The sequence below is a fragment of the Bremerella sp. JC817 genome, assembly GCF_040718835.1.
GTDB lineage: Bacteria > Planctomycetota > Planctomycetia > Pirellulales > Pirellulaceae > Bremerella.
In genome coordinates, this window is sequence record NZ_JBFEFG010000259.1 from 19,557 (window position 1) to 43,420 (window position 23,864).

The 23,864-nt window shown below is 56.6% G+C and carries 22 protein-coding genes; 5 read left to right on the forward strand and 17 right to left on the reverse strand.

The features are described from left to right. Positions 1-142: 142 nt before the first annotated feature. Positions 143-634 carry a MarR family transcriptional regulator gene (locus AB1L30_RS04980; protein ID WP_367012323.1) on the reverse strand — a complete coding sequence of 164 codons (492 nt, stop codon included), beginning with the start codon at positions 632-634 and terminating at the stop codon, positions 143-145. A 74-nt stretch (positions 635-708) separates the two neighbouring features. Further along, positions 709-1,587 carry a 4,5-DOPA dioxygenase extradiol gene (gene ygiD / locus AB1L30_RS04985; RefSeq protein WP_367012324.1) on the reverse strand — a complete coding sequence of 293 codons (879 nt, stop codon included), beginning with the start codon at positions 1,585-1,587 and terminating at the stop codon, positions 709-711. Positions 1,588-2,392: 805 nt separating this feature from the next. Here ygiD and AB1L30_RS04990 point away from each other — a divergent pair. From AB1L30_RS04990 to AB1L30_RS05000, 3 genes are all read left to right on the forward strand, one after another. After that, positions 2,393-3,136 carry a hypothetical protein gene (locus AB1L30_RS04990; protein ID WP_367012325.1) on the forward strand — a complete coding sequence of 248 codons (744 nt, stop codon included), beginning with the start codon at positions 2,393-2,395 and terminating at the stop codon, positions 3,134-3,136. Positions 3,137-3,486: 350 nt separating this feature from the next. Further along, entirely contained in the window at positions 3,487-3,888 is a 402-nt protein-coding gene (locus AB1L30_RS04995; RefSeq protein ID WP_367012326.1) for a hypothetical protein, read from the forward strand. A 7-nt stretch (positions 3,889-3,895) separates the two neighbouring features. Continuing rightward, complete coding sequence (locus AB1L30_RS05000; protein ID WP_367012327.1) at positions 3,896-4,477, forward strand: hypothetical protein; 582 nt, start codon at positions 3,896-3,898, stop codon at positions 4,475-4,477. A 61-nt stretch (positions 4,478-4,538) separates the two neighbouring features. On the opposite strand, the gene ptsP is transcribed toward AB1L30_RS05000, so the two are convergent. From ptsP to AB1L30_RS05025, 5 genes are all read right to left on the reverse strand, one after another. Further along, a complete protein-coding gene (gene ptsP, locus AB1L30_RS05005) occupies positions 4,539-6,245 on the reverse strand; it encodes a phosphoenolpyruvate--protein phosphotransferase (RefSeq protein ID WP_367012328.1) in 1,707 nt (568 codons plus the stop codon). Positions 6,246-6,375: 130 nt separating this feature from the next. Beyond that, positions 6,376-7,356, reverse strand: coding sequence for a flotillin-like FloA family protein (locus AB1L30_RS05010; protein ID WP_367012329.1), 981 nt, complete (start codon positions 7,354-7,356; stop codon positions 6,376-6,378). A 182-nt stretch (positions 7,357-7,538) separates the two neighbouring features. After that, positions 7,539-7,682: a hypothetical protein gene (locus tag AB1L30_RS05015; RefSeq protein ID WP_367012330.1), complete on the reverse strand. Its 144-nt coding sequence runs from the start codon at positions 7,680-7,682 to the stop codon at positions 7,539-7,541. Between the two features lie 37 nt (positions 7,683-7,719). Continuing rightward, on the reverse strand, positions 7,720-8,052 hold the full coding sequence (locus AB1L30_RS05020) for a hypothetical protein (protein WP_367012331.1): 333 nt from the start codon (positions 8,050-8,052) through the stop codon (positions 7,720-7,722). After that, positions 8,049-8,594 (reverse strand): hypothetical protein, encoded by a 546-nt coding sequence (locus tag AB1L30_RS05025; protein ID WP_367012332.1) that lies wholly within the window; start codon positions 8,592-8,594, stop codon positions 8,049-8,051. The genes AB1L30_RS05020 and AB1L30_RS05025 overlap by 4 nt, the downstream gene beginning before the upstream one ends. 915 nt (positions 8,595-9,509) lie before the next feature. Here AB1L30_RS05025 and AB1L30_RS05030 point away from each other — a divergent pair. Next, on the forward strand, positions 9,510-9,872 hold the full coding sequence (locus AB1L30_RS05030) for a hypothetical protein (RefSeq protein WP_367012333.1): 363 nt from the start codon (positions 9,510-9,512) through the stop codon (positions 9,870-9,872). Positions 9,873-9,999: 127 nt separating this feature from the next. Next, positions 10,000-10,812, forward strand: a complete 813-nt coding sequence (locus AB1L30_RS05035) for a transglutaminase family protein (RefSeq protein ID WP_367012334.1) — start codon at positions 10,000-10,002, stop codon at positions 10,810-10,812. A 97-nt stretch (positions 10,813-10,909) separates the two neighbouring features. Here AB1L30_RS05035 and AB1L30_RS05040 read toward each other — a convergent pair whose 3' ends face one another. The 10 genes from AB1L30_RS05040 to AB1L30_RS05085 all read right to left on the reverse strand — a co-directional run bounded on the left by AB1L30_RS05040 (position 10,910) and on the right by AB1L30_RS05085 (position 23,600). Beyond that, on the reverse strand, positions 10,910-14,626 hold the full coding sequence (locus tag AB1L30_RS05040) for a hypothetical protein (RefSeq protein WP_367012335.1): 3,717 nt from the start codon (positions 14,624-14,626) through the stop codon (positions 10,910-10,912). A gap of 97 nt (positions 14,627-14,723) precedes the next feature. Further along, complete coding sequence (locus AB1L30_RS05045; RefSeq protein ID WP_367012336.1) at positions 14,724-15,470, reverse strand: hypothetical protein; 747 nt, start codon at positions 15,468-15,470, stop codon at positions 14,724-14,726. Beyond that, positions 15,467-16,516, reverse strand: coding sequence for a vWA domain-containing protein (locus AB1L30_RS05050; protein ID WP_367012337.1), 1,050 nt, complete (start codon positions 16,514-16,516; stop codon positions 15,467-15,469). The genes AB1L30_RS05045 and AB1L30_RS05050 overlap by 4 nt, the downstream gene beginning before the upstream one ends. Continuing rightward, positions 16,510-17,433: a vWA domain-containing protein gene (locus AB1L30_RS05055; protein WP_367012338.1), complete on the reverse strand. Its 924-nt coding sequence runs from the start codon at positions 17,431-17,433 to the stop codon at positions 16,510-16,512. The genes AB1L30_RS05050 and AB1L30_RS05055 overlap by 7 nt, the downstream gene beginning before the upstream one ends. Continuing rightward, positions 17,430-18,302: a hypothetical protein gene (locus tag AB1L30_RS05060; RefSeq protein WP_367012339.1), complete on the reverse strand. Its 873-nt coding sequence runs from the start codon at positions 18,300-18,302 to the stop codon at positions 17,430-17,432. The genes AB1L30_RS05055 and AB1L30_RS05060 overlap by 4 nt, the downstream gene beginning before the upstream one ends. Next, entirely contained in the window at positions 18,299-19,165 is an 867-nt protein-coding gene (locus tag AB1L30_RS05065; RefSeq protein WP_367012340.1) for a DUF58 domain-containing protein, read from the reverse strand. Before AB1L30_RS05065 ends, AB1L30_RS05060 begins: the two co-directional genes overlap by 4 nt. A gap of 83 nt (positions 19,166-19,248) precedes the next feature. Next, positions 19,249-20,280, reverse strand: a complete 1,032-nt coding sequence (locus tag AB1L30_RS05070) for a MoxR family ATPase (RefSeq protein ID WP_367012342.1) — start codon at positions 20,278-20,280, stop codon at positions 19,249-19,251. Between the two features lie 646 nt (positions 20,281-20,926). Next, the gene (locus AB1L30_RS05075) at positions 20,927-21,370 is read right to left on the reverse strand and encodes a carboxypeptidase regulatory-like domain-containing protein (RefSeq protein ID WP_367012343.1); all 444 of its coding nucleotides are present in this window, start codon (positions 21,368-21,370) and stop codon (positions 20,927-20,929) included. Positions 21,371-21,400: 30 nt separating this feature from the next. Then, positions 21,401-22,345 carry a DUF1559 domain-containing protein gene (locus AB1L30_RS05080; RefSeq protein ID WP_367012345.1) on the reverse strand — a complete coding sequence of 315 codons (945 nt, stop codon included), beginning with the start codon at positions 22,343-22,345 and terminating at the stop codon, positions 21,401-21,403. A 304-nt stretch (positions 22,346-22,649) separates the two neighbouring features. Further along, entirely contained in the window at positions 22,650-23,600 is a 951-nt protein-coding gene (locus tag AB1L30_RS05085; RefSeq protein ID WP_367012346.1) for an AraC family transcriptional regulator, read from the reverse strand. Between the last annotated feature and the right edge of the window lie 264 nt (positions 23,601-23,864).

Consider the following 23,864-nt stretch of genomic DNA (forward strand, 5'->3'; position numbering starts at 1 on the left):
CTGAGAAGGTTCATCGTACAAACAGACCGAGCCGTGAGCTATTGCAGACGATCGGTTGTCGCGAAACCTGTTTCGCGAGTGGAACGCACACCAAGCTGCGTCGAGGCGCGCTCTCCGGCGTGATGCCGGGCGTTCTGAGTAATCACGCGGCCTGGGCTGTGGGATTTCTGGCTAAGAAAAGCAGGTCGCTGAGGGTTTTTAGTTGGTCGCGGGTCAGGTGTTTGAGTTGGTCTTGGTGGAGTTGGTCGAGGGGGGCGTCGATCTTTTTCAGGAGGGCTTTGCCTTTGCGGGTCAGCGTGACCCAGACGACGCGGCGGTCGTTTTCGCAGCGGTTTTTTTCGGCGAAGCCGAGGGTCACCAGGCGGTCGACCAGCCGCGGCAAGTCAGGCTGGCGTGTTAACATCTGTTCGCCGATTTGATAGACCGAGACCGGGCCGCCATGTCCGCGAAGGATTCGCAGGGCGTTGTACTGCACCGGCGTGATGCCATACTCTTTGAACAGCTCTTCAAACGGTTGGCTCAGCACGGCGAACGTCTTCGACAGATTCAACAGCACCTCGCGTTCGAGCAGGTCGATCGGGTTCCGCATGCCGATTTCCGCCGCGATGCCTGTCACGTTTGCCTTCTTTGCCATCCGACCCTCGCCTCGTTCTCGATCACCGCAAGTAGGTTTTTCGTTACGTCGTCGCGCCTTGGACAGGCTCGCGTTTAGCCGAGCCGAACCGATGTCATGCTAAGGCTGCCGCCGAGCATTTCGTTGTTGAACAACTTCAACTGCTCTTTGTTGTGCTTCAGACCAAGCACGTACAGCAGCGGCAAGTAATGTTCCGGCGTTGGCACCGCCAGTTGCATCGGGCGACCTTGCTTCGCGTAATCGACCAGCGGGGCATAGTCCCCTTTGGCGAGTTGCTGATTGACGAAGTTCTGCGCTTCGACCGCCCAATCGAAACCATAGTTCGGCTTATCGAGGTTGCGGCCGTCGACCAGGCCGAGGTTATGCACAATGTTGCCACTGCCGACGATCAGAATTCCGCGATGCCGCAGCACGTCCAGCTGTCGGCCAAGTTCCAAGTGAAACGAAGCAGGCCGCGTTCGATCGACGCTCATCTGTACGACTGGAATGTCGGCGGCCGGGTAGAGATGCTTCAGCACCGACCACGCTCCGTGATCGAGGCCCCACGACTGATCGAGCGCCGCCGGATGTTCAGGCACCAATCGCGCGGCGGTCGCGGCGAGTTCCGGGCTGCCTGGGGCAGGGTACTGCACGTCGAACAATGCCTGGGGAAAACCGCCGAAATCGTGGATCGTCTTCGGCTGCTTCATCGCCGTGACCTTCGTCCCCCGCGTAAACCAATGCGCCGAGATGCATAGCACCGCCTTCGGTTTGGGAACGGTCTTTTCGATGGCCCGGAATCCCTGGACGAAGCGGTTCTCTTCGATCGCGTTCATCGGACTACCATGCCCCAGAAACAAGGCCGGCATCGGCTCGGAAAGTGGAAGGTCCTGAGCGAACGCATCGAGCTGGTTCAAACTTCCAATCGACAAAGCCGCACCTGCTGTTTTGATCCCAAAGTCCCGCCGATCCATCGTGAATCTCACCTCCACGGTTGGTCACTGCATCAATTCCCGCCATCCTCAGACTGTATGTCATAACAGATATTGCGGCAAGGCCAGCCTGGGAATGGGTAGGGGAGCATGCAAAATCACACGAGGCCAATTGGCCGCGGTGCTTTTGGTGTGCGGGAGAGAGGACTTTTTTGCCAGGTTGAAGTATCGACAACCAAAGAACGACTCTGCGAGTTGCTGCCAATTGCGGTCGATTGATGTCAGCCGATGCATGGAGTCATCAGAGGATTCCGCTATTTGATAGACGTTTCTGAACTGTTCTTCAAACGGTGGTGATTCACCAATGTCTTATCAATATTCGTCCTCATTCAGAGCATTGCTTGCCTGATCCCATTAAAACACCTTGCCCTACTCGATCCGTCTAATTGCCCAACACACTTGCCCTGCATTCACCCGGAGAATTTTCGATTGGCATTTAAATCATCCGGCAATTGTAGTCGATCCAAGTCCACAGGAAAGAAAAGGTTTGCAACAGACGTGAGTCTTGCTCATTTGAGATGTCATTAGGCTAACGTCAGAACACGCTGTCTTTCGCAACAGTTATTGCGGAAACGCCTCCTGGTCCATTGTTACGCCCCATATTTGAAACAAAGCTAACTTAGACAAGTTCATGCAGACGAGTTGTTTTGAACTGGCCCCATTTTCACCGGTAGCACAACTTGCTCTAGTGCAAGCAAGTGATTTATCGACTAGGGTATAAAGCGCTGGCTGGACTTCTAAATTCCACTTGTTGAATCGCAACGGTTATATTTGGATAGTAACATCGATGGGCCTATTTAACCTCTTGAAGACCTTGTTTTCCTCGAAGCAAGTTGCTATCGGAAATACAGATCCGGTGTGCCCTTACTGTGAACACCGTTTGGATAAAATGCCCGGTCGCAAAAAGAAATGTCCCGCATGCGCGAAATCTATGCTCGTACGAACACGACCATCTGACCGGAAGAAAATCCTCATTAAGGAAGATCAGGCAGTACTTATTGAGGAACAATGGTCGATAGCCAACGGCACCCACGATGAATTCCTCGCAGCAAGACGTGACCATCAACTGGAGCGTGCGCGACTTCAAAAGCAACTACGTCGAAATCCGTCTTCGAACGAGGTTGAGTATTCACAACTGGCGAAATCACTTGACCATTTTGCGAAGCAAATGCAGTGGGGGTTTTACCGTACCGCACGTCTTGCAATGGGAGATCTTCTTAAGAACGACCAGCGTTTCGAAGAGGCACTCAATGTTTATTTGGAAGTATGCTACATAGACCTGAATGGCCCGAACAACTGCGGAACAACAGAACCAGAGATTTTGCGCGAGGACCCTCCATTTGAGCCTGAATTCGGACTACTGGTGATGGAAGTTATTTGTGATGTGGACGTATTATTTCACAATTTGAATTTAACGAAGGCCCAATTGAAGTTTCGATTTTTTCAGATCGCAAACAATGTGAGGAGTTCGCTTGGGACACCATTAAAGCCCAACAGGGCGTGGCACTTGCTGTTGCAAGACTTGAACTGATTGGCTGTTTAACTCTTTTGCGTCAGAATCGATTAGCGATCTGACTATTTATGCCATCCTAATCGAAGGTCTTTCGCATCCCGACTAATCCTAGGTCTTTGGCCGTAACCAACGTTCAAATTGGGCGTTGAACATTGGCTGTTTCTTTAGTTTCTGACATCTTCAGACACGGGACATTGGTTTCAACCGCGATGCTACTAAACGTTGCTTGCATCGCGCGGTGGCAGACGCTAGTTTCAATCCATATCCAATTACGCAAGGCCAACCCGTGTGCCTGCCTGGCATTCGCCAGCGGTTCGCAGGGGACAATCATCGAGGAAGAGGTCGCGATGAGTTGGGATGTGTTGCTCATGAAGTTTGGCCAACCGTACGAATCGGTTGCAGAGATCCCCGATGACGCTACGCCACTTCCGCTCGGTTCACACTCCGAGATTCGTTCTTCCGTCAGCCGCTTCTTCCCCGGCACCGATTGGTCGAATGAGGCATGGGGCATTTTCAATTCGTCGATTGATTCGATTGAATTCAACCTTGGAGAAGATGTTCCTGCAACGAGCATGATGCTTCACGTTCGCGCGTCGAACGAAATCGTGCCTCCGATCGTCGCCATGTGTCAAGAACGGAACTGGAGCGCACTCGACTGCTCGGATGGCGAGCTACTCAACCATTCCGATAACCCAGCCGCAGGGCTCGAAGCGTGGCGAGAGTACCTCGGCAGAGTCCTGGAACAAGAGCTGCCAGAGTCCGAAGAATAGCGGCCAGATGTTATCGATCACGATACCGCCCAGCGACGCGTATTCCGTGCGACCATACCGCATCGCCTGCTTCAAGGCATGCATGTTCGCTACCTGCTTGCTGCTGACGCTAGGTGTGTTGCCGGGCCGAAGTACGTTTGCGGCGGAAGGGTCGGTCGGGTTTGCTCATTCGGTTGGGATTCTTCCGGACGGCACCTTGATCTTAGGCATGTACGGCAACTCCGACGCGAGTGCGGTCCTCAGTTCGCCTCGCTGGTCACGGATTGATCAGGTGTTGGAATTCAACGCCAAACCATTTCCCCAGCGCAATCCCGAGACGTTGATCGTCGATTCGGTCAGCTCGGTGACATCGTCGGCCGACCGGACGCTGCATGGCTTCGGATGTAAGAGTGGCTCGATCTGGTTGTGGCACTCCACGTCCGACACCAAGAAACAGCTCCTGTATCTCACCAGCGTGAACGACGGGCTGATGATGATTGAAGTCAAGGAAGACAACCTTGCGGAAATCAAGAACTTCCCGGAACCGGTTCTCGAGGAAGAGCCCTGGCGCCGTGCGCTGCAGAAGCACCTCTTCCAGCGTCGCTTATGATAACCAGGCCCCGTGCGCTGACACCTCCCAAGACGCCGACAAGAGCGTGTCCGGCAGGCTCTTAGAACCGCTTGCAGAGTTCGTGAACGCTCGAGGTTGTCAGGCACTTCAGAGCCAAGGAAGCAATCTTCTTCGCCTCGTTGCAGTCGACGCTTCTCAAAGCGTGACGCACATCGGCGGCACGCGAAGGGGCCAGGCTCAATTCGCGAATGCCCAGCCCAATCAGGAGACGAGCAAAGTCGATATTGCTTGCTTCTTCTCCGCATACACAGACGGGGCAATTGTGCGTACGTGCCTTTTTCACAATCCAGCGAATGGCTCGCAATACCGCGGGATGCATGGCCGTGCAGTCATTGTGTCCCTCGGCGAGATCTCTGTCGACGGCCAGCATGTATTGGGTCAAGTCGTTGGTGCCAATGGCAACGAAGTCGGCTAACTCCAGAATCTCGTCGAGGGCAAACAGCGCCGCTGGCGTTTCGATCATGGCACCGATTTGTGGCCTTTGTTGGATGCCCACAAAGCCCGTCGCATTTCGGACGGCGTCGATCGCCAGAGAGAAGTCGTCGGGACCGATCACCATGGGAAACAAAATACGAACGTCGGCCGTTCGACCGACTTGCAAGATCGCCTTCAACTGCGTGTTCAACAGTTCGACCTCTTTCAAAGAGAATCGCAGTCCCCGTAACGCCAGCATCGAGTTGGTTTCGGCCCGGGACGACTGCAGAAACGGCGGCAGTTTGTCGCTTCCCAGGTCAAACGTTCTTAACGTCAGCGGGCGATTGTTCAAGCTCTTGGATACGCCGCTATAGATCTCGACTTGCTCTGCCAGGCTTGGCCGCTTGGCGGACTCAAGGAACAGAAACTCGGTGCGAAACAAACCGACCCCGGCCAGGTTATGTTTCGTGATTTCGGGAGCCTCCAGCGGGATCCCGATATTGCCTAGTAACTGGATCGTTGTCCCATCGGCCGTGATGCAAGGAAGTTGTTCGTCCACCACGCTCGCATGATGACGTTTCTCGTACAGCTTCTCCCGAATCCAAAACCGAGATTCAACTGCCCTCGACGGGTTTAACTCGATGCAGCCGGTTTCCCCATCGACCAGGACGTTAGTCCCAGCTTCGATGCAGGAGGTGATTTCCGGGATGCCGCTTATGCCCGGAATCCCCAACGACCGGGCAATAATCGCCGTATGGCTGAGGGGACCACCAAACTCTGTGAGTATCGCGACGACGCCTGAGTTGACGAGTTCAATGGTTTCCGATGGCAAGAGTTCCCGCGCGACGACAACCGAGCCTTTGGGCAACGGTTCCCGTTGATTCAAGGAAGGATCCAGCAGGTGTCTTAACAGCCGATGTCCTACGTCGCGCACATCTTGTTCCCGTTCGCGAAGGTAGTTGCTGTCGAGTTGCTGGAAGCGCGTGGCGAATTCCTGAACAACCGCATTCAATGCGCCTTCGGCATTAATTCGATCGCTGGCAATTTGCTTACGAACGAGGGCCGCGAGTTCCTGCGCGATCGTCGCGTGGGCAGATAATACTTCGGTAGCTTCCAGGCGTTCTGCCAGCCGGTTGGTCTGTTCTTCGATTGACGTTAACTCATGCGTGGACTGGGCGAGGGCATCGTCGACCCGGTGTCCTTCGAGTTCGATCTCGACATCCGAGATGGGATGCTGCGGGAGTTCAATTCTCCGTTCCCCCTCGAAGTCGTAGATGATCGCGATTCCGCCTGCAAATCCCGGAGAGATTGGAGTTCCCGTCAATATTTTCATGTAGTACCGTCTCTTATTAGGATCTGAAGACCAGGAAACGAAGCCGATTGGCTCTTATCGCCAAGGTGAAGTTGTCTTGTCCGTCGAGCGAACACGTTGGACTCAAGCAGGCGTTGGCAATCTCTCGCCGCTATGCCAAGGCTGCCAGGTGCTTGAGGTGCGGAAATGGGGAACGCACTTTTTGAGGCTTGGGCCTCTTCTGATCGCTTTGCACGCCACCGGCGCGAAACGCCTCGGCCATTGATTTGGGGATGGCGGCTTCCGCCAGGACGACGCGAACCTGGCTCTGAGAGCACTTCGCTCGCATCTCTTGATGCCTGGCAATTGCCATGGCGCGGCGCTGTTCGGCGAAGGCCATCGCGACACGATAGTCCGCGTCTGCCTGGTCGATCTGAAGCCGTGCTCCGATGTTTTGTCCGACTTCAATTTCAGCAATGTCGATGGATACGATCGCAAACGCCGTGTTGGCGTCGAGTTTCTCTGACAGCACTTTCCGCGTGATCAACATGGGATCGCGCAGGGCTTCGTGATAATGCTCGCAGGTACCAATGGCGGAAATGACGCTTTGCCCCACGCGAGCAATGATGGTCGACTCGGTGGCTCCGCCGACCAGTTGCGCGAGGTTCGTCCGGACCGTTACCAGCACGCAAACCTTCAGTTGAATTCCATCTCGGGCGATTCCAAACAGAACGTCGCTGCGGGCATCCTTCGGGTCAGGGCATACGATCACTTTGGGATCGACGCTTGTTTTGACGGCCTCGAGGATGTCTCGGCCAGCCAGGTCGATGGCGGCAGCCGTATCCCAATCCAGAGGAATACCGGCGCGGTCGGCGGCGATCACGGCGAGAGTGACCCGGCGGATATCTCCTCCGGCCAGGTATTGCGCTTCCAGCAACCTGGTCTCGATCGCGGGCATTCCTGATTGACTCACCATAATCTTGCACTCAACGATCGCGCGAGGATTGACCTGCCTCAGAGACATGAACACCAGGTCGAGGAAGCGAATTCCGGTTCCTGTCGAATAGGCTTGGATCCAAAGCTGGAAATACCAATAGCCAACAAGAACCAAACCAATGGCGGTGGCAATCGCCAGGCTCCAGACGACATACATGTTGTTCTGCTTTCGCACCACCAAGGCTGGCGGTCGCCATCATGCATGGCGACGGATCAGGCCAGGTAAGGTGCTTGGTGACAGAGCGAGGCTGGAATGGGGCGACGAATTCTGCCGGAATGTTGGTTGAGAAAAGAAAGGATCCGTTCGGTCCGACAAAGACCATTGCAGAGTAGTTGTGATTAGTGCGGGCTCGCGTTCGAAGCGTCTTTCACCTCACGCGGATCGCTGACGACGATCTCGACGGTGTGAGCGTCCCCCACGGTGACGATGATCTTTTCACCGATCAAAATCTGCTCGGTTGACGTTGGGCCAAGGACAAGCATTGGTCACTCCTTTGTGCCATGCGATTTTGCATCGTCGTTAGACTCGGTGCCTGGTCCGCGATTCTATTTTGGCGAGCTTTTGTTGGGCGGCTTTTTTGACGTTCGCACCTGCTTCGTTCATCGTGAGAACAGCATTAAGATCGGCCGCGCCTTGCTCAGCCATTCCCGATGCCACATAGACGAGCCCGCGGTTGTACAAAACCATCGCGGTCAGTTCCGGGGTGATTTCTGGGGCATCCAAGGCCGCTGTATAGAACACAACGGCTCCTTGATGATCGTGCTTCTGGGCCCGAACCATGCCCCGTTTGTAAAGCACGTGGGCGCGGTCGCGTTGCGTAAACCAATCGGTCAGCCAGGAAAGTGAACTCATGAAGCCGTCCTTACTGTCGTGCGTCTTTTACCAGGCTTGGAGCGCTGGGTTGTTTGGGCGGCAGAGTAGGCCTGGCAGCGTTCTTGAACTGAACGGAACGCACTTCCTTCGATTCTCTCGTAGCGTTCCGCGCGAACGAACCAGAATGCCAGCCCACCGCTGTTATGACGCGGAACTTGATCGACCGTGGTCGCACGCACGCCGAGCGAGCCCTTCTTGCCAGTCTTACGCCATCCTCGGCGTTCCATGATCATCCGCACCAGCACACCGATCGCTTGGCGCAGTCGCGTGGTACGTTTGACATGAATCTCAGAGAGAAACTTGTCGATATCGGGCTTCGACTCCAGCTCTCGCACGACACCGGCGAGTGGAGCACGATCGTGGTGCAGTTCGGACTCTTCCATGCGTCGTTGCCGATTGGCATCGTTGAAAAATTCCAGCACCGCCTCGAAGGGCTGCTCAGGGTCTTCGACCACATCGGCAAACTTGTTTCCTTGGCGATCGGCCAAGAACGCGTTGCGGGTAATTCGTGCAATTGACATTGGGTTGAATCCTCGAAGTACCGGTCAACGGCGTGAAGATACGAAATCCGTACATGCAAATATTGTATGTCTAAACAGCCTCCAACCGACCGACAATCGCCATAAGATTCGTAACTATTACACTTCCAATACGTAGTTCCGGCCCGAAAACGGTAGTGTGGGCTGTTTGCGAGGGAAGGGGGCGAACGCCGTCGATCGACTCACGAGCCCTCTGCTTGAGTATGTTTGTCAATTCCTGGCCGTCAGCGACTGCTGCTTGCTTTGCGAATCGATCAGGCATAGGATGCGGACACCTGAAGGGGCTTCGCGAAATACGTTGCGATGCGACCACGTTCCGGATGACGGACCCCAGGTCAGCCAGCTGAAGTTTGCAGCAATGCGGGAATAAGATGTGGAGTTCTGGTACCACATCGCGAGGCTGTTGTGCTCTTGGATACTCACGAACGAATCGGTTTCGCTCGGTCGGGATCTCGCGTCAAAGGTCCCTGCGGATTGCTTTCAGAAATGTTCGTCTAGGATCGCGTGTGATCCTTTCTCGGGAATCGCCTCGCACGCAGAAGAGGCGAATCGATGGTGCGTGCATCTCGCTTTGATGGTGAAGCGGTTGGCGCGTGGTTCTGCTTCGCTCTGAGCCGAGCCAACTTGAAAGAAGGATTGCCCATCCTCATCCACGATTACGATCGGCGACCATTGCCAACGATCGAGCAGGGGTGGGTATGTGTTGCGGTGGCGACAGCTACGCAACATTACCGTCGCGATTTGCGGCGGACAAACGGTTTCTAACAAACGTCGGCAGCCTCGAGGTAATGCCCTTGGAACTGCCCGGAAGGTAACGCAACAATGCGGCAAATAGTTGAGGATGCGTTGAGTACGGTTCCCGATTCGGAATCATTCGCAACGCCCAGATATGTCCTGATGGATGAACACGAACGGGTTGGGCCCCGGCTCGAGGAGGGAACCAGTCACTCTTCTCGTCAAGTGCTGTATGGGTTTTCCGATTCCGACGCCTACGAACGGTTCCGTTCCCACAGCACGAATGACTACCGGCCCTATCCACTCGTGAAGGGCTATCTGCGCGAACAACTTCAATCGGATTCGGAACGAATCGGCTTGATCGTGCTGGATGCGGTCAGTGCTCGCGACGAGCAGTTGAACGCGGCAGCGATGGACAATGTATTGCAGGCTCTTGAGGCATCCGATGCCAAGGTCGGCAGCAGGTATCGCTTGACATACGACGCCGCGACGCTCGCCTATCAGGTAAGCGAGCGCGAAAAATAGATTCGGCGGCTTTCGGCCATACGACTCGCGGAGCGAATCACGTCGCGCATCACGCATCGACGGAGAGGCTCTCCGCTTCACGACTTGGAATGCACGTCGCAGATTCGGCGAACAATTGGCAGGTAATATGCTTATACGTGTTGGGTTTGATATTGAGTTTGATTCGCCCGAGCCAGCGCCGATGGTGTTGATGCTGTTTCTGCATCCATCTCGAGAGCTAACGACGAGGCGGCCAGATCGCCTCGTGATTGCACCGAATGTGCCGGGAACGGAGTATTACGATCTGTATGGCAACCGCTGCGCCCGCATCGTCGCCCCGGCAGGGCGGATTTCGCTGCGAAACGAGGCGGTCGTCGAGGATTGCGGTCTTACGGATCTTCAGGCACCTGGCAGTCGCCAACTCCAAGTCCAGGAACTTCCCAACGAAGTCATGCTCTACTTGCTTGCGAGCCGCTATTGCGAGGTCGACAGCGAGTTGAAGGATATTGCGTGGAGCTTATTCGGCAACACCGCGCCCGGCTGGCCCCGAGTGCAAGCGATTTGCGACTTCGTTCATTCCCACATCCGCTTCAATTACATGGAGGCGCGTGCGACGCGAACGGCCTTGGAGGTCTACCTCGAGCAAGTGGGCGTTTGCCGTGACTACATGCACCTGGCAATCACGTTCTGCCGCTGCTGCAACATTCCGGCGCGCTATTGCACCGGCTATCTGGGAGACATCGGTGTTCCCCCGGCGCACGATCCGATGGACTTCAGTGCGTGGTTCGAGGCCTATCTGGATGGCCAGTGGTATACCTTCGACGCGCGGAACAATGTTCCTCGGATTGGACGTGTCCTGATGGCCCGTGGCCGCGATGCCGCTGACGTCGCGCTGACAACCACGTTCGGAAAGAACACCCTGCACAAATTTACGGTATGGGCCGATCCGATCCAGGAGTGAAGCTGGCTGCATGTTGCCAGGCCAGCCGTAGAACGGCGGCAAGCCCTGCTGGGTTCGAACCATCTTTCACCAAGCCAGGCACACCATTACGTGGGCATCAGGCGATCGAGCGTGACTTCTCCATCCAGCTTTGAAGGATCTCTTGCAGGTTAACGCTTTGCGTTTCTCCCTGGCGAAAATACATCCGCTCGATTGAATCGATCGTCCCTTGAAGTTCCGAGCGGTCTTGCTCGCTGAAATCCGCTTCCTGCTTCAAATGCCTCAGGAAGTTAATGGCCGAGAAAGGAGTGATCTCTGGCGGCATTTGGATTCGCTCTGCTTGCGCCTGAACCTCTGCATTCGGAGCGAGGTACATGTAAGCCAGACCGCCAGCCAGGCAGACGACAAAGATCATGCCCCCCACAATCCAGGGACGATAACTGAAGTGATGGACCGGTTTCGCGAGAGGAATCGTCGAGCCGACTGTCAGAATATCGGCGTCATCAAACCGCTGATAAACGAGCTCTTCAATAGCCGCTTTGGCTTGCGGGTTCGCAAACTGGAACGTCGTGATCGGGGCCTGCGTGTCGACCGACCGGAGCGAGACGTTGCATGCTCGTTCGGTCATGATGACATCGGACGAAGCAGAATCGAATTTCGTGACCGATACCGGGGTGAACTTGAGTTCGGTAATCTCGAATCCCGGGAAGTTCATATCGATCAGTTGGTCGACTTCGGGAAGTACCCCGTTGCCGGTAGCTTTGATTTCCAGCGCGAGCTTTTGCTGGTCGAGTTCCCGCTCGTCGAGGGTCTGAACGAGCTTCACCTGGCCGTAAGGACGAGGGTCTCCTTTCATGGGTGCCGCATCGAGCGGAATGATCGCCGACTCGATCGGCAGGACGACGTAGCCTGACGTGTCGACGAAATCCATATCCAACGAGAACGACGGAATGGTATCGACCTGGGGTCCTTTCGCCTGCAACAGCAGGAAGGCGTAAGGCGTCACTCGCCAGCCATATTGGTTGAGCGATTTCGACTGGGTCCCTTGCCCTTGAAAGGTGACCGAAAGAACGTCGAACTGTTCTTCCAGAGCGGCACGGACCGCGGCCTCGAACTTGTCGCGATAGTTTTCCTTCGGACGTCCATAGTTGTAAGCGAATGCCATGCTGTTCTGGTTCTGCAGGTATTTGCCGAATCCGCCTGACTCGCGTTCGATTTCCGCCGTATGCCGAATATTCACGTAGACACCGAAGGGCGTCTCGTGGCCGACGACATCACTTCCATCGATAGCGACATCCAACTGGATTTCAGTCACCAGATCTTTGTAAAACGAAAAGACCTTCTGGGCTTCGTTCGTCAGGGGATGATCGCCGGCGACTTCCAGCCCGGTCTTCAGGTATCGGTACTTCGCGTTGGGACTGACCCCCGACAGCGTCTGAAACAATCCGTTGGCAAACTGCTCTTGATGATATTCGCGTGCCGGCGGAGGCAACTGTTCGATTGCCGCGATGATCCTAGGAGGCTGCGAAGGGGCCAGGCGGTTGCTTTCGTCGATGTTGCCAACGTCGCAGGCACCCAGCGCCGCCAGAAACCACAACTGGTAGACCTCGGGCGAGTAGTCATCCTTCGAGAGCTGAGGGACCTGCTGACAGTACCACTCGGCCGCTTCGTGAAAGGCGGTGAAGGCCTTCTGTCGCTGCTCTTCAAAGTTATGGTGGGCATCGATCTCGCTCAGGTAGGCGTTCTCGTCATGCAGCAGCGCGGCATAGGCAAGCTTGAGCGCCCAGCTTTGCGGATGAGCGGCCAGACCGCGTTCGATCAACTGATAGGCGACCTGGTAACCACGCAAGATCTCGGCCTGCAGGTCTTCCATTTTTCGATTGGTCTTAAACCGCTGCTGGACGTTCGGATCTTTCCAGACCGTTGCCAGGTTGGTTCGCATCGTCTGGGCGATCTTTCCCAGGGTTGTGTCGTCCAGCGTTGCCACGTCCCCCAACACGCTTTCGATCGCTTCCAACCGATAGACTTCCGCCGTGGAATGGCATTTCATGAACGCTTCCAGCAAGATGCCTTCATCGATCGGGTCGATCGGAAGTGCTTTCAGGCGATCGAGCCAGGCCGACAATTCGCTGAGGTTCCGTTCCTGCTGCGAACGGGTCAGAGGAATGCTCGCCGAGCGGGGCTGATATCCGTAGGCCATGAATACCTGGCCAGCGTTGGCCCGGTTCTGCGAATTCAGATCGTGATTGGTGATCCAGGTCTTCATGAACGCTTCGGCTTGCTGGTGGGCCCGGTCCGGCATCAGCGTTGCCAGCTGTTCGATGTAGGGGAATGCCTTGATCTCTTCCCCCGCTTTCAAATAAAGCTTCGTCATCATGGTGATGAATTCCGGCTTCAAGCTCGGAACGATCATCGCCTCCCAGGATGGCTTCGGAGCGAGCTGAATCATCTCGCTGAGGGCAATTGGCTGCACCGGCCCATTCTGCTGCATCATTTGGTTGGCGTTGATGAAATAGGTGTTGCCAAACTGGTCTCGACGAAGCTGCGAGTTGATATTGCCTCCCTGGGCCAGGTCCAAGGTGATCTCGGCTTCTCGCATCCAGTTTTCGGCCAACAGCGAAACCATCGGCATCCAGCGCGCACGCTTTGCTTCGGGCTCTCCTTCAAGCGTCGTCACCAGGGCATCGACCGCCTGCGATTGCAGACGCAAGTACTTCAGCCGCTGCGGAACATCGCGGGCATAGCGAGGAAGCCCCTGCGAGACCTGCGAACCGAGGCTCGAAAGGATCATGATGCCGCGCTGCGACTTCTCTTGAAAGCTTTCCTGCAGCCAGGCCTTTCCCTGGTCTTCCGGCATCGACGGCACCAGGTCCAAACAGCGCGTCACCGCCTCCATCTCGACCCCTTCCGGCAAGTCGTCGAGGCTTAAGATCGCCTGCAGCGACTTCCATGCTTGTTCGTTGTGATCTTTGCTCGCGCCAGCTTCCTTGTCGGCAAGGAAGTGTTCGGTGAGCAGCAGCAAGACGTCGTGATCGTCCTCGGCAATCGCTTCGTCCAGCGTCGGCAGAAATGGGCCAGCTTTGGCCGGATACCCTGCCAGGACAAGCAGTCGTGCGACCTCGCGCTGGTTCAGCGGGAAGTTGGAATCGCCTTCCAGTTGTTTCGAGAACCGCGTGGCGAAGGTCTCTACGGCGTGTCCTTGCTCCAACGAAAGCTCCAGGATCGGTGCGAATTTGGTCGTGGTTTCCTTGTCGAAGGAACCAGGGCAAGCAGCGATCAGACCCAGAATATCGTCCGCGGTGAAGACATTGGTCACGGCGTACTTCTTCATCGCCGGGTCACCCATGCCAGGCTGAGGATTGCCGTTCTGGCTGCCGGCCAGCGAAGTAAGCATCATCTGATAGACCCGCGAACCGGTCTCGTCTGGCAGGTTCTTCAGGTAGTCGGCAACTTCCGCCCACTCCGAGAGCGTCACGTTTCGCGACAAGGCTTTCAGCTCGCGCTGCACGTCCGAGTCTTCCTCGGTCGGCTCGTCCGAGTTGCGGGAACCTTCCTGCTTCCAGGCTTCCAGGATGCTGGCCGGAAGGCGATCGAACTTGATCTTCTCTGCCGCTTGCAGAAGCGACTCTTCGGCGGGCTTCTCGGCAGCAGCGTCTTCGCCAGCTTTCGCATCCGCCGGATTGGCTTCCGTCGCGGACGGTTCTGCCGGGGCGGGTTCCGCTTGTTCGGCAGCTGGCTTGCTGGCCGCCGTAACGCTTTGTCCGTACGTCGTGCCAACCAACCCGGCAGTGGCCAACAGCATCGCCATCAGCGGCTTGAACAATTTGAAATTCACCTCTGCCTGTCCTCGGTATTCGCACATTGTGTCGGTCGATGAGATATTCATAAGGTTGAAGAATTCATTCTTGGAAGTTGCACGGTTGGGTCTGCCGCTAGGAACCATCTCGTCGGATGAGGTTGCCTGCGCCAGCTCCTTCGCGGTCGTCGGTCGGTGGGCCTTGGCCGTCACCTTTTCCTTTGCCTTTACCGGGGCCTTTGCCTTCGCCCATATCGCCTGAGCCTTCGCCTTGGTCGCCTGACATGGCATTGCCTACCGCTGGAGGAAGGGGCATCCCTTGCAGCTCTTCAATGGTCATCCGTTCGAGTCGAATGACCCGTTCCAGGTTCTGCCGATACGTCAGCGCGTCGTCCGAAGTCGGCGGGGTGGCCTCGCTGAGATATCGAAATCGTTGTCGCGACGATTCGGCGAAGGGAAGCCAGACTTCCTTCGGTTTTCCTTCCAGTCGCATGATCCACGTACCGTAGAATTCTGCTGCCCCTAAAGCCGATGTCAGCTCGTTCTTCAGAGATGCAGGCAGTTGTTTGTCTGGCAGCACCAGCGGCGCCAGCTCGACCAGTTCGGCATACGCCTTGGGAGTGGCGCCAGCTTCGATCTGCAGCTTCGCCTTCTCGATCCGAACCTCGAACACCTTAGCCCGCTGTTCGATGGGAAGCTTCGACAACGCCTGATCGTAAAGGGGCATTGCCGCGTCATACTCGCCGTCCAGCGCGTAACGGTGAGCCGCCGCCAGCTGACTCGAAATCTGGTCACGTGTCATTTGCCCCTGACCTGGCCCGAAGTGATAAGCCAGGCCGGCAACGCCAACCAAAATCCAAATGGTGAGAAGGATCAACTTCACAGCAGTTCCCTCCGCGCGAGACCAACTTCCGGAGACGCGGCGGAACGGGCCGATACAGTGGCCATCTCTTTCCGGCGAAATGGACGCGGATGTCGCTGGCCAGGACTCCACTCGGTACCGAACCAATCCAGCAACACCGGCAACGTTGCCAACAGCAGGCTGCCCAGACCGATCGCCAGCATGGCGTACTCACGCATCGTTAAATACTCGAAGGGCTTCGCCTCTGGGACCGCCATGATCGAGCGGGCGAGCGAGGTTTCCAGGTGCTGGCTGTTTCCATTGTGATAGTGCCCACCCAGGCGAATCGCCGTGTGGTTCAAGGTCGAGACATCTTGGCGCGATTGATGACCATCGATGAAAGTACCAGAAGCGGTGTCTCCGACTCCCAGCACCAGGATCTGACTGACTGACGGAGGCATCCGCGGCATGCCGGTGGCTGGCACCGTGTCGCCATCGCTGACGATGATGATCGACGTGCTGTCGGCCTCCCAGCGGCTGGCCAGCTCGGCCGCTTTTTCCAGCCCTGAAAACAGGTTGGTCTTGCCATTCTGGAAGACCGAGTACATCGGCAGATCGTCGAGAATATTACTGATCACTTCGGGATCGGTCGTTTCTTCCACAACGGCAAACGCGTCGGTATAAACGGCAAACACGCTGGTCTTGAAGTTATGGACGACGGTTCGCTGAAAGATCGACTCCAGCAATTCTTTGCCCCGGGCTTTACGGGTCTGCTTGCCGTCGACACCGGCATCTGGCAGATCCATGCTCGGAGAGACATCCAGCAGCACGATCAGATGTTGCTTTCTTTCGGTTTCGATCAGGCTGTTGCCCCCTGACAAGGGCTCGATCAGCAGCAGCGTTACCAGTCCCCAAGTCGAGAGAGAAAGCGCCAGCACGCGCAGCGCCGGCGCGGCTTGAGCCCATCGCTGCGGCCGACCGGTCGGACCGAACGCCAGGATTCGAATCTTGTTGACCCGTCGCAGGTGAAGCCCTTCGGCCAACGCCACCAACAAGCCGACGCCTAGTGCGGCAAACAAGGCTACCATGGGGTGTACCTCCAGCCGAACAGGCTCATTTGAAACAGGCCCGAGAGACACAACGCCACCAGGCAGTATGGCTGGAAGTTGTCCAGCGGTTGCCCGACCGTTCGTTCGATCTCCGCCGGTTCCATTTTGTCGATCTGTTGAAACACTTCGGCCAACGTTTCCGGATCGCCGGGGTGATACACCTCGCCGCCGGTTAACATTGCAATCGTGGCGATCTCGGCCGGAGTGTCCTCTTCGGCAACGTGAATGTCGTAGACGACGATATTGCTGTCGCGGAGCAACTTGCCAATGGCCTCGGCCTGGCCGTTGGCGAGATCGGCACTTTGGCCATCCGAGATCAGCACGATCAGGCGATCCCCCTCGGATCGTGCACTGAGCACTTCCTGGCAAGCGAGCAATGCCTTGCCTACTTCCGTGCCCTGGAACCAGTCCGAGCGATTCGGATTCGAGGGATGCATGAAGGGTGGCGCGCACTTCAGTGCCGACGAATCGGTCGTCAGTGGAACCCAGTGCACCACCGCGTTGCCAAAGAAGGTTAAGCCGAAGGCGTCCCCCTCTCGGTAATCGAGGAAGCCATTGATCGCTTCCATCGCCTTGTCGTAACGGGTTGCGTCGCCAAACTTGGCGGTCATGCTGCCGGAGACATCGACGCAAAACTGAATGTTGGTCAGCGATCGCTTCGCTTGCGGTACGCCCATCCGCTGCGGGCCGGCCAAAATCAAGATCACCACCGCCAACAGCAGCACCGGCAGCGATTCGACCAGACGCAGCACATTCAGCCAGAAGCGTGACGGAGGTAGCTCGGAGTGATCGAGCGGAAACGCGATTCTTCCGGTCTGACGTGTCCACACCCAGACCATCAACAGGGCTGGCACGCACAACAGAAACAGCCATAAGGGTGCCGAGAAATTAATCATGATGCTCCCATCGCCTCCTTGGCCCCATTTGGCAATGGGGAAGACGCCTCGTCACGTGGCTGCTGATGACGCAGTTGCCGCAATACATCGTCCAAGTCGATCGCTTCCCCCGCCGGCACATGCAACCACTGCTCTAGCTTCAGCAGCATGGGGCCTGCGTCGGGGTCTTGCTTCAGTGCCACGAACGCTTCCGAGGCACTCTGGTCCGACCCCTTCAGCCGATACCAGATCGTATAGACGAGCCGTTCGATCTCCGCCTTCTCCGACCCGGTGAGTTCCTCGATCGGTTTGTGGCCGATCTTCTCTTGCAGCCGGGCCCATGGCGTTTGTATCTGCTGCGGAGCGACCGCTGGGGCTTCCTTCTTTTTGCCAACCCTCAGAATCCATACCAGCCCCGCAATCCAGCCGATCACAGCCATCCAGAAGAGGACCGTATACGTCCGAAACCACGAAGTGGCACGAAACAGGATTCCCTGGAGCGAGAGTGATTGATTCTCGGTTAGTTCCGAAGTCACCTGCACCCACAGCTCCGAAGGTTCGGCGAGCGGTTCCCCTTCAGCCGGGGTCAGGTAATCAATCAGATTGTGCTGGCCTGGCTCGAGCGCATAGTACTCGAAGTCGTAGCGAAAGCCCTGGTCGGCTCGCTTGGCGGCAAGGACCCGGACGACAACCGGGGTCATGCTGTTCTCGATCGGCCGAGTTTCGAGCAACGGACCGGGTATCTCGACGTCTCGGAGGACGGACGGAATTCCGACGGTCGACGAAGTTGACGCTTCCGGCAACGTCTGGCCATTGGCGGGTCGTTCACGCGAGCAAAGGAAGCCGACGACCAACAGCAGGAAGACAAGCTGGGGCAAAGTTCGTTTCATCGCTGCGCCTTTCCCAGGATGCTGCGGGAAGCGAAGAAGCGCCTCAGGTTGCGTTCGTACGGCTTGCCGGTATCGATCAGCATGTGGTCGATGCCGCCTCGTTTCATGCTTTGTTCCATCGCGCTTTGCTTGGCGAGCTCTTGCGTCCCTTTCGCCATATAGAGGTGGCCTGTTTCGACCTCGCGAGCGCGAATGAAGCCAGTTCCTTGCTGACCAACCTCGGCTGGATCGCGGAACTGCAAGACGCAGACATCGTGGTCTTGCGCCAGCAGGCGAATCGCGCCGACGCAACCAGGATCGTGCAGATCGCTTAGCACGATCACCATCGCCCGGCTGACCAGCATCGGGGCCAACTCGGTGATCCGCCGAGTCAGCGAGGTGCTTTCGTCGAAGCGATACTTCTTCAGCTCGTGCGACCACGTCAAGATTTGATCGCGCGACAACGACGGACGGATCCGAAGATCGCGGCTGCCGACGGCGATCATACCGACCGGGCTCACGCGATCCAAACAGGCCAAGGCGAGGCCGGTGGCGATGATGACCGCATGCCCATACTTGCTGCGCGGCAGCGAACTGACCGTCATCGAGGCTGACGTGTCGATCAGCAAATAGCAAGGCAACGCCTTGGTCGCTTCAAACTGCTTGACGAACGGCTTGCCGGTTCGGGCCATGACGCGCCAATCGAGCGAGCGAATCGGGTCGCCACTCTGATAAAGCCGCGACTGCACGTATTCGGTGCCGGATCCTAAGAACTGGGAAGGATCGGTACCATACGCCAGGTCGTTGGCAAGTCGTTTCGCCGCGACCAGGAAGCGTCTCGAGTCGAGGAACTCGTCGTCCGAAAGTACTGCATGATGCGTCATAAGAATTTCAGCAAGGTCATTCTGGCCGGGGTCTCCGGCGGGATCGGCAAGCAAGGGAGAAGGCAAATCCAGCGCGAAACCGACTACTCGGTGACCGCCGAGTTCGATTCCACGGGCAGGTAACCCACTTCACTGAGAATCTGCTCCAGGACCATTTTGCCCGTTAATCCATCTGCCAACGCTTCGTACGTGAGCCGAATACGATGCAGCAGCACGTCGTCGGCCAACGCATACAAATCTTCCGGAGTTACATAATCACGACCATGAATCAAGGCACGCGCTCGCGAAGCTTTAATCAGCGAGATGCCGGCACGAGGGCTCGCTCCCAGTTCCAGGGCTGGGTGGCGGCGCGACTTCTCGACGATCGCCGCAATGTGTTCGATGAACGTGTCGCTGACATACACATCGTGAACGGCCTGCATCGCGGCGATGAGATCCTCGAGATCGCCGACCGGTTCATTTTCGAGAACGTCGAACTCGGTCTTGGCGATCGCTCCGGCACCTTCGCGGCGGATCCCCAGGTTCGCATTCCGGCGAAGAACAATGATTTCTTCCTCCGGGGTCGGGTAACGCAGACGATGGCAAAGCATGAAACGATCGAGCTGCGCTTCGGGAAGCTCGAAGGTTCCGGCTTGCTCCACCGGGTTCTGCGTGGCGATTACCAGAAACGGAGCGGGCAGCGAGAAGTTCTCGCCCCCCAGGGTCACCTTGCGTTCCTGCATCGCTTCAAGCAGGGCCGACTGAACTTTCGGCGCGGCGCGATTGATTTCGTCCGCCAACATCAGGTTCGTAAAGATCGGGCCCTTCTGGACTTTGAACTCTTGCGAACGTTGATCGAGAATCTCGGAGCCGAGAATGTCGGAAGGGAGCAAGTCGATCGTGAACTGCACGCGCGAGAAGTCGAGCGAGATCGACTTCGAAAGCACCGACACCAGCAGCGTCTTCGCCAGTCCAGGAACCCCTTGCAGCAGAAGATGCCCCGAAGAGAGCAGGGCGATCAGCAGACGTTCGACAACGATATCTTGACCAACAACAACCGTGCCGATGCGAGCGCGGACCTGGGAGATGTATTCCGCGGTGCGAGTCACCGAGGAAGTGGGCGGATCATGAGACATGAGAAACCTTGTCAGTGGACGGAGGCCGTTCCGATGCGTTGGAAAAATAAGCGTATTTATCAGCGTTTTATTGAATACACACTTCCAAGGTTCGATCTCGATGGAGCGTGCAGTTGCCTGATTAAAACGGCAATCGTCATGCCTTACGACCACCACGTCTTGCCCTGGCAGAGTTTGGTTCTCCTTCGATGAACGCGGTACGTTGTTTCCAGGTAAGCACTTGAGGTGGGTACGAACCGCTCGAGGGCCCGCTGTTTCCTGCCGTAAGAATCTTCGCGGTAATGTCTTGGTTTCAGAAATGTGCGCGCGGTGCCAGGTGGACTCGCCTACCAAACAGACGGCCATGCCGGAAAAAGTGGCAGCGTCCGCTGCGCTTCCCCAGCAAGATGCGCGGCTCGTCGATGCGGCGGTCGTTCGCCAACGGCCCGACCAGGAGAGCAGGGGATGGAAGCGGCTACGTCTTTCAGGGGGCGAATCGAGAGAGCCCGAAGCGAGAAGATTGCGACCACCAAGACGAGTCGACGGAAAGAAAACAAGCCCTGGAAGGGAGACTGTATCGGATCAACGAGGCAAGTCGATCGATGATGTCAGTCACCCTAGCAGGGCTTGTGTGCATTCAAGGCAAGCGGATGAACGGGCGAAACGCCTACTGCGGTTTGCCTGGTAACGAGACCCCCACTTCCTCGATGACGATCGGCGGCAATTCATTGCTGCCTGATTCGATGGTGACCTCCATCAACGGTTTGTCGATGCGGCGATACTTGCCTTTCAGCCGGTCCGCCGAGGTTTGCTTGTCGGGCCATTCCAGCGTCACCGCATATTCCCCCACCGGGCATCCATCGTTGTACTTATAGGTCGACACCAGGAAGCTACCATCGGCATCGGCCAAACCAAAGGGGGTCGACTTGCGAAGATCGACCGGCTCGCCATGTTTATGAAGTCGAACGATCGCGCCATCCGCAGGCTGACCATTGACCGAGATCGTTCCGTGCACTGTATTGAGCGGTGCCTTCCACGAATCGGTCCCGCATCCAGCCGCGAACAGCAGCATTGCCAGGCCAAACGCTGGCCACGTTGTTTTCGTTTGCATATCTCTTCGTTCCTGGCCTGAAGCCCAACCCTATTGGATGTAACCGCTTTCGATCATGTCGCCATTGTCCGACGAGACGATCGCTTTAAAGACATCTGGCGAGACATACTCTGGCAGAAAGTGAACACTGCCATCGCACATCAAAACACCAACGCCCCCGGGGTGGAACGAATAAGGCCACGCATGCATGTTGGTCTGATTGATATTGCCCCCCGTAAAGTCGACCCGCGTAGGAATGCCGCCCGTCGGATCGGTCGGGTTCGGGGTGAACGTGGCGTAGGTCGACATAAGCTGTCCACAGCAAACCGCACCGGTGCCGGTCCACGCTTCGGTATCTTCACCCCACGCCCAGTCTGAACCGTGATAGTCGTAGTTCGGATACCACGACAAACGCTGACCTTGAATCCACACGTGGGCCCGGCCTCCCGATTCGATCTGCAGCATCGTATTGCTCAGGCCATCGGTAATCTTGCCAAAAGGTCTTTTGCCAGACTGAAGTGCGAAGTTATACCGGGCGTAGTGGATCGAAGGAGAAAAAAGCAACTCGCCCCAGGGGCTCCCGCCGGAAAAGGCATAGTCGGAGGTCTGCACGCCGGTCTCGATGGTGGGGACGCCTGATTCGGGTGCACTGGGGCATTGGAACGTATCGGGCATCATGGTCAGCAGGGCGACGTTGGTTCCATCGTCGTAGGCCAAACCAGGGTCATACATTTCGGACAGAGCATCTTCCTCGATGTACGGCAGAACCGCACGGTTCGCGTTGATCGACAGCGGAAGCGTATTGAACGAGTCGTGATAGTTGTGGGTCGCCAGTCCAAACTGTTTCATGTTATTGATGCACGCGATCCGTCGCGCAGCTTCGCGGGCCTGTTGAACTGCCGGCAACAGGAGGGCGATCAACACCCCAATGATGGCAATCACCACCAACAGCTCCACAAGCGTAAAACCTTTTCTCCGCAACCATGTCGAGGGCATCGATGTCTCTCCCGAAAGACGAAATCAAATAAATTGCACCAATGCTTTGTTGATTCGCATGTGCTGTTCCTCGTGGATGCCAAATGACTTATGGGACCTTTTCCAGAAATCGAAAACAATCGCGTAACTCACTACATGATCGAGAGTTGCGAAGCAACGCGTTCCCCCGTCTCAGAAGCTGAAACCGAGCGAGCCGGCTGAAAACTATCAGAAATCTCGCGCGGGCCGATGGCGGCGCGTGCCAATCGGCAGCGCGTTTTGCTTAAATTCGCGACAAGCTTGCCACGTAACTAGACGCTCTGCCTCAGTTCCCTCGCAAGCGGTAGGCTCTGGGTGAAACGCCGACCTGTCGCCGAAACTCTTGCGAGAAGTGCGAATGCAACGAGAAGCCGCACTGGGTGGCAACGTCGGCAATCGCCACGTCGTCGCCACGGAGCAACTGCTTGGCATGCTCGATCCGCAGGGTCAACAGATACTGCTTGATGGTGACCCCTGTCGAATTATGAAACAGCCGCGAGAGATAGTTGGGGTTCACTTCCGCGATCTCGGCCAGGCGATCTCGTTTGACGTTCGTCTTGAAGTGGGCATGCAGATACTCGATTGCCCGCGTGACCGCCGCCGGGCGAAGTTGGTCGTCGGTTGAAATCGGCTTCGAGGCGGCGCCGGCCAGCACCAGCAAACGCTGCAGCACGGCGTCGAAAGCATCCTGGACTTCCCAGTCATTCTCTGGTTCGTGCCGTCGTCGACAAGCACGCAGGACGCCGCCGATGAGAATTCCCAAACCTTCGTCGTGATGACTCTGTTGCGAAAGGTGTTCCAGCGAAACCTGGCGGCCGCCGGAAAGCACTTCCAGCCGCGCCATCAGTTCTGGATACTCCAGGTTCAGCGATTGCGAATGAAACGGGCCATGCCCTTGAAGATGCTGAACATCGCAATTCCGAAACATCAGCAAGGTACCAGGCACATTCGGCCGAACGAATCGCTTGCCGACGACCTCGCATTCAATCGGCCGTTCCGCCCAGCTGTTCTTCAGGACCGAGATCGAGTACCGATTGGCTGAATGGCAACCTGCCTCCGCCACAATATGCTCGCGAACCTCCAGCGAACTACCAGCAACATAATGGTGCTCGCAACGCATGAAGCGATCTCGAACCCAGCCAGGGGCATCATGGTACCAGCGCCAATCGGTCACCTTGCTGAGCACCTGCTTCTTAGCGCGATAAAGCCCTTCGAATATGTGAGGTTGCTCTCCCATGCTTGTTTTCGCTTTGTGGAGGTCGGCGCAAGTGAAACGAACAACGCATCCAGCCCTGCGGTTCACGATCTCTCGAAGATCCGTCAGGGTTTCGAGGGTTGGGTTCCCCATTCCCGACGAAGAGAAAGCGTGCCTTGCAAAGTTCGCGCTCAGAACGAGCCAAACTTAGAAAACCGGCCTGGGTGCCTGGAAGAAGCCTCTTCCGGCTTCCTTCCGAGTTTATAAACTAGCCAAAGAGTGGCAATAGAGCAAACTCATCGTACC

What these genes read in the sequence shown, in the direction of transcription:
- AB1L30_RS04980 (WP_367012323.1), bottom strand. Translation starts at nt 634, where the DNA reads ATGGCAAAGAAGGCAAACGTGACAGGCATCGCGGCGGAAATCGGCATG.
- AB1L30_RS05055 (WP_367012338.1), bottom strand. Translation starts at nt 17,433, where the DNA reads ATGATTAATTTCTCGGCACCCTTATGGCTGTTTCTGTTGTGCGTGCCA.
- ygiD (WP_367012324.1), bottom strand. Translation starts at nt 1,587, where the DNA reads ATGGATCGGCGGGACTTTGGGATCAAAACAGCAGGTGCGGCTTTGTCG.
- AB1L30_RS05070 (WP_367012342.1), bottom strand. Translation starts at nt 20,280, where the DNA reads ATGTCTCATGATCCGCCCACTTCCTCGGTGACTCGCACCGCGGAATAC.
- AB1L30_RS04995 (WP_367012326.1), top strand. Translation starts at nt 3,487, where the DNA reads ATGAAGTTTGGCCAACCGTACGAATCGGTTGCAGAGATCCCCGATGAC.
- AB1L30_RS05035 (WP_367012334.1), top strand. Translation starts at nt 10,000, where the DNA reads ATGCTTATACGTGTTGGGTTTGATATTGAGTTTGATTCGCCCGAGCCA.
- AB1L30_RS05030 (WP_367012333.1), top strand. Translation starts at nt 9,510, where the DNA reads ATGGATGAACACGAACGGGTTGGGCCCCGGCTCGAGGAGGGAACCAGT.
- AB1L30_RS05075 (WP_367012343.1), bottom strand. Translation starts at nt 21,370, where the DNA reads ATGCAAACGAAAACAACGTGGCCAGCGTTTGGCCTGGCAATGCTGCTG.
- AB1L30_RS04990 (WP_367012325.1), top strand. Translation starts at nt 2,393, where the DNA reads ATGGGCCTATTTAACCTCTTGAAGACCTTGTTTTCCTCGAAGCAAGTT.
- AB1L30_RS05025 (WP_367012332.1), bottom strand. Translation starts at nt 8,594, where the DNA reads ATGTCAATTGCACGAATTACCCGCAACGCGTTCTTGGCCGATCGCCAA.
- ptsP (WP_367012328.1), bottom strand. Translation starts at nt 6,245, where the DNA reads ATGAAAATATTGACGGGAACTCCAATCTCTCCGGGATTTGCAGGCGGA.
- AB1L30_RS05000 (WP_367012327.1), top strand. Translation starts at nt 3,896, where the DNA reads ATGTTATCGATCACGATACCGCCCAGCGACGCGTATTCCGTGCGACCA.
- AB1L30_RS05060 (WP_367012339.1), bottom strand. Translation starts at nt 18,302, where the DNA reads ATGAAACGAACTTTGCCCCAGCTTGTCTTCCTGCTGTTGGTCGTCGGC.
- AB1L30_RS05065 (WP_367012340.1), bottom strand. Translation starts at nt 19,165, where the DNA reads ATGACGCATCATGCAGTACTTTCGGACGACGAGTTCCTCGACTCGAGA.
- AB1L30_RS05020 (WP_367012331.1), bottom strand. Translation starts at nt 8,052, where the DNA reads ATGAGTTCACTTTCCTGGCTGACCGATTGGTTTACGCAACGCGACCGC.
- AB1L30_RS05050 (WP_367012337.1), bottom strand. Translation starts at nt 16,516, where the DNA reads ATGGTAGCCTTGTTTGCCGCACTAGGCGTCGGCTTGTTGGTGGCGTTG.
- AB1L30_RS05015 (WP_367012330.1), bottom strand. Translation starts at nt 7,682, where the DNA reads ATGCTTGTCCTTGGCCCAACGTCAACCGAGCAGATTTTGATCGGTGAA.
- AB1L30_RS05085 (WP_367012346.1), bottom strand. Translation starts at nt 23,600, where the DNA reads ATGGGAGAGCAACCTCACATATTCGAAGGGCTTTATCGCGCTAAGAAG.
- AB1L30_RS05010 (WP_367012329.1), bottom strand. Translation starts at nt 7,356, where the DNA reads ATGTATGTCGTCTGGAGCCTGGCGATTGCCACCGCCATTGGTTTGGTT.
- AB1L30_RS05080 (WP_367012345.1), bottom strand. Translation starts at nt 22,345, where the DNA reads ATGCCCTCGACATGGTTGCGGAGAAAAGGTTTTACGCTTGTGGAGCTG.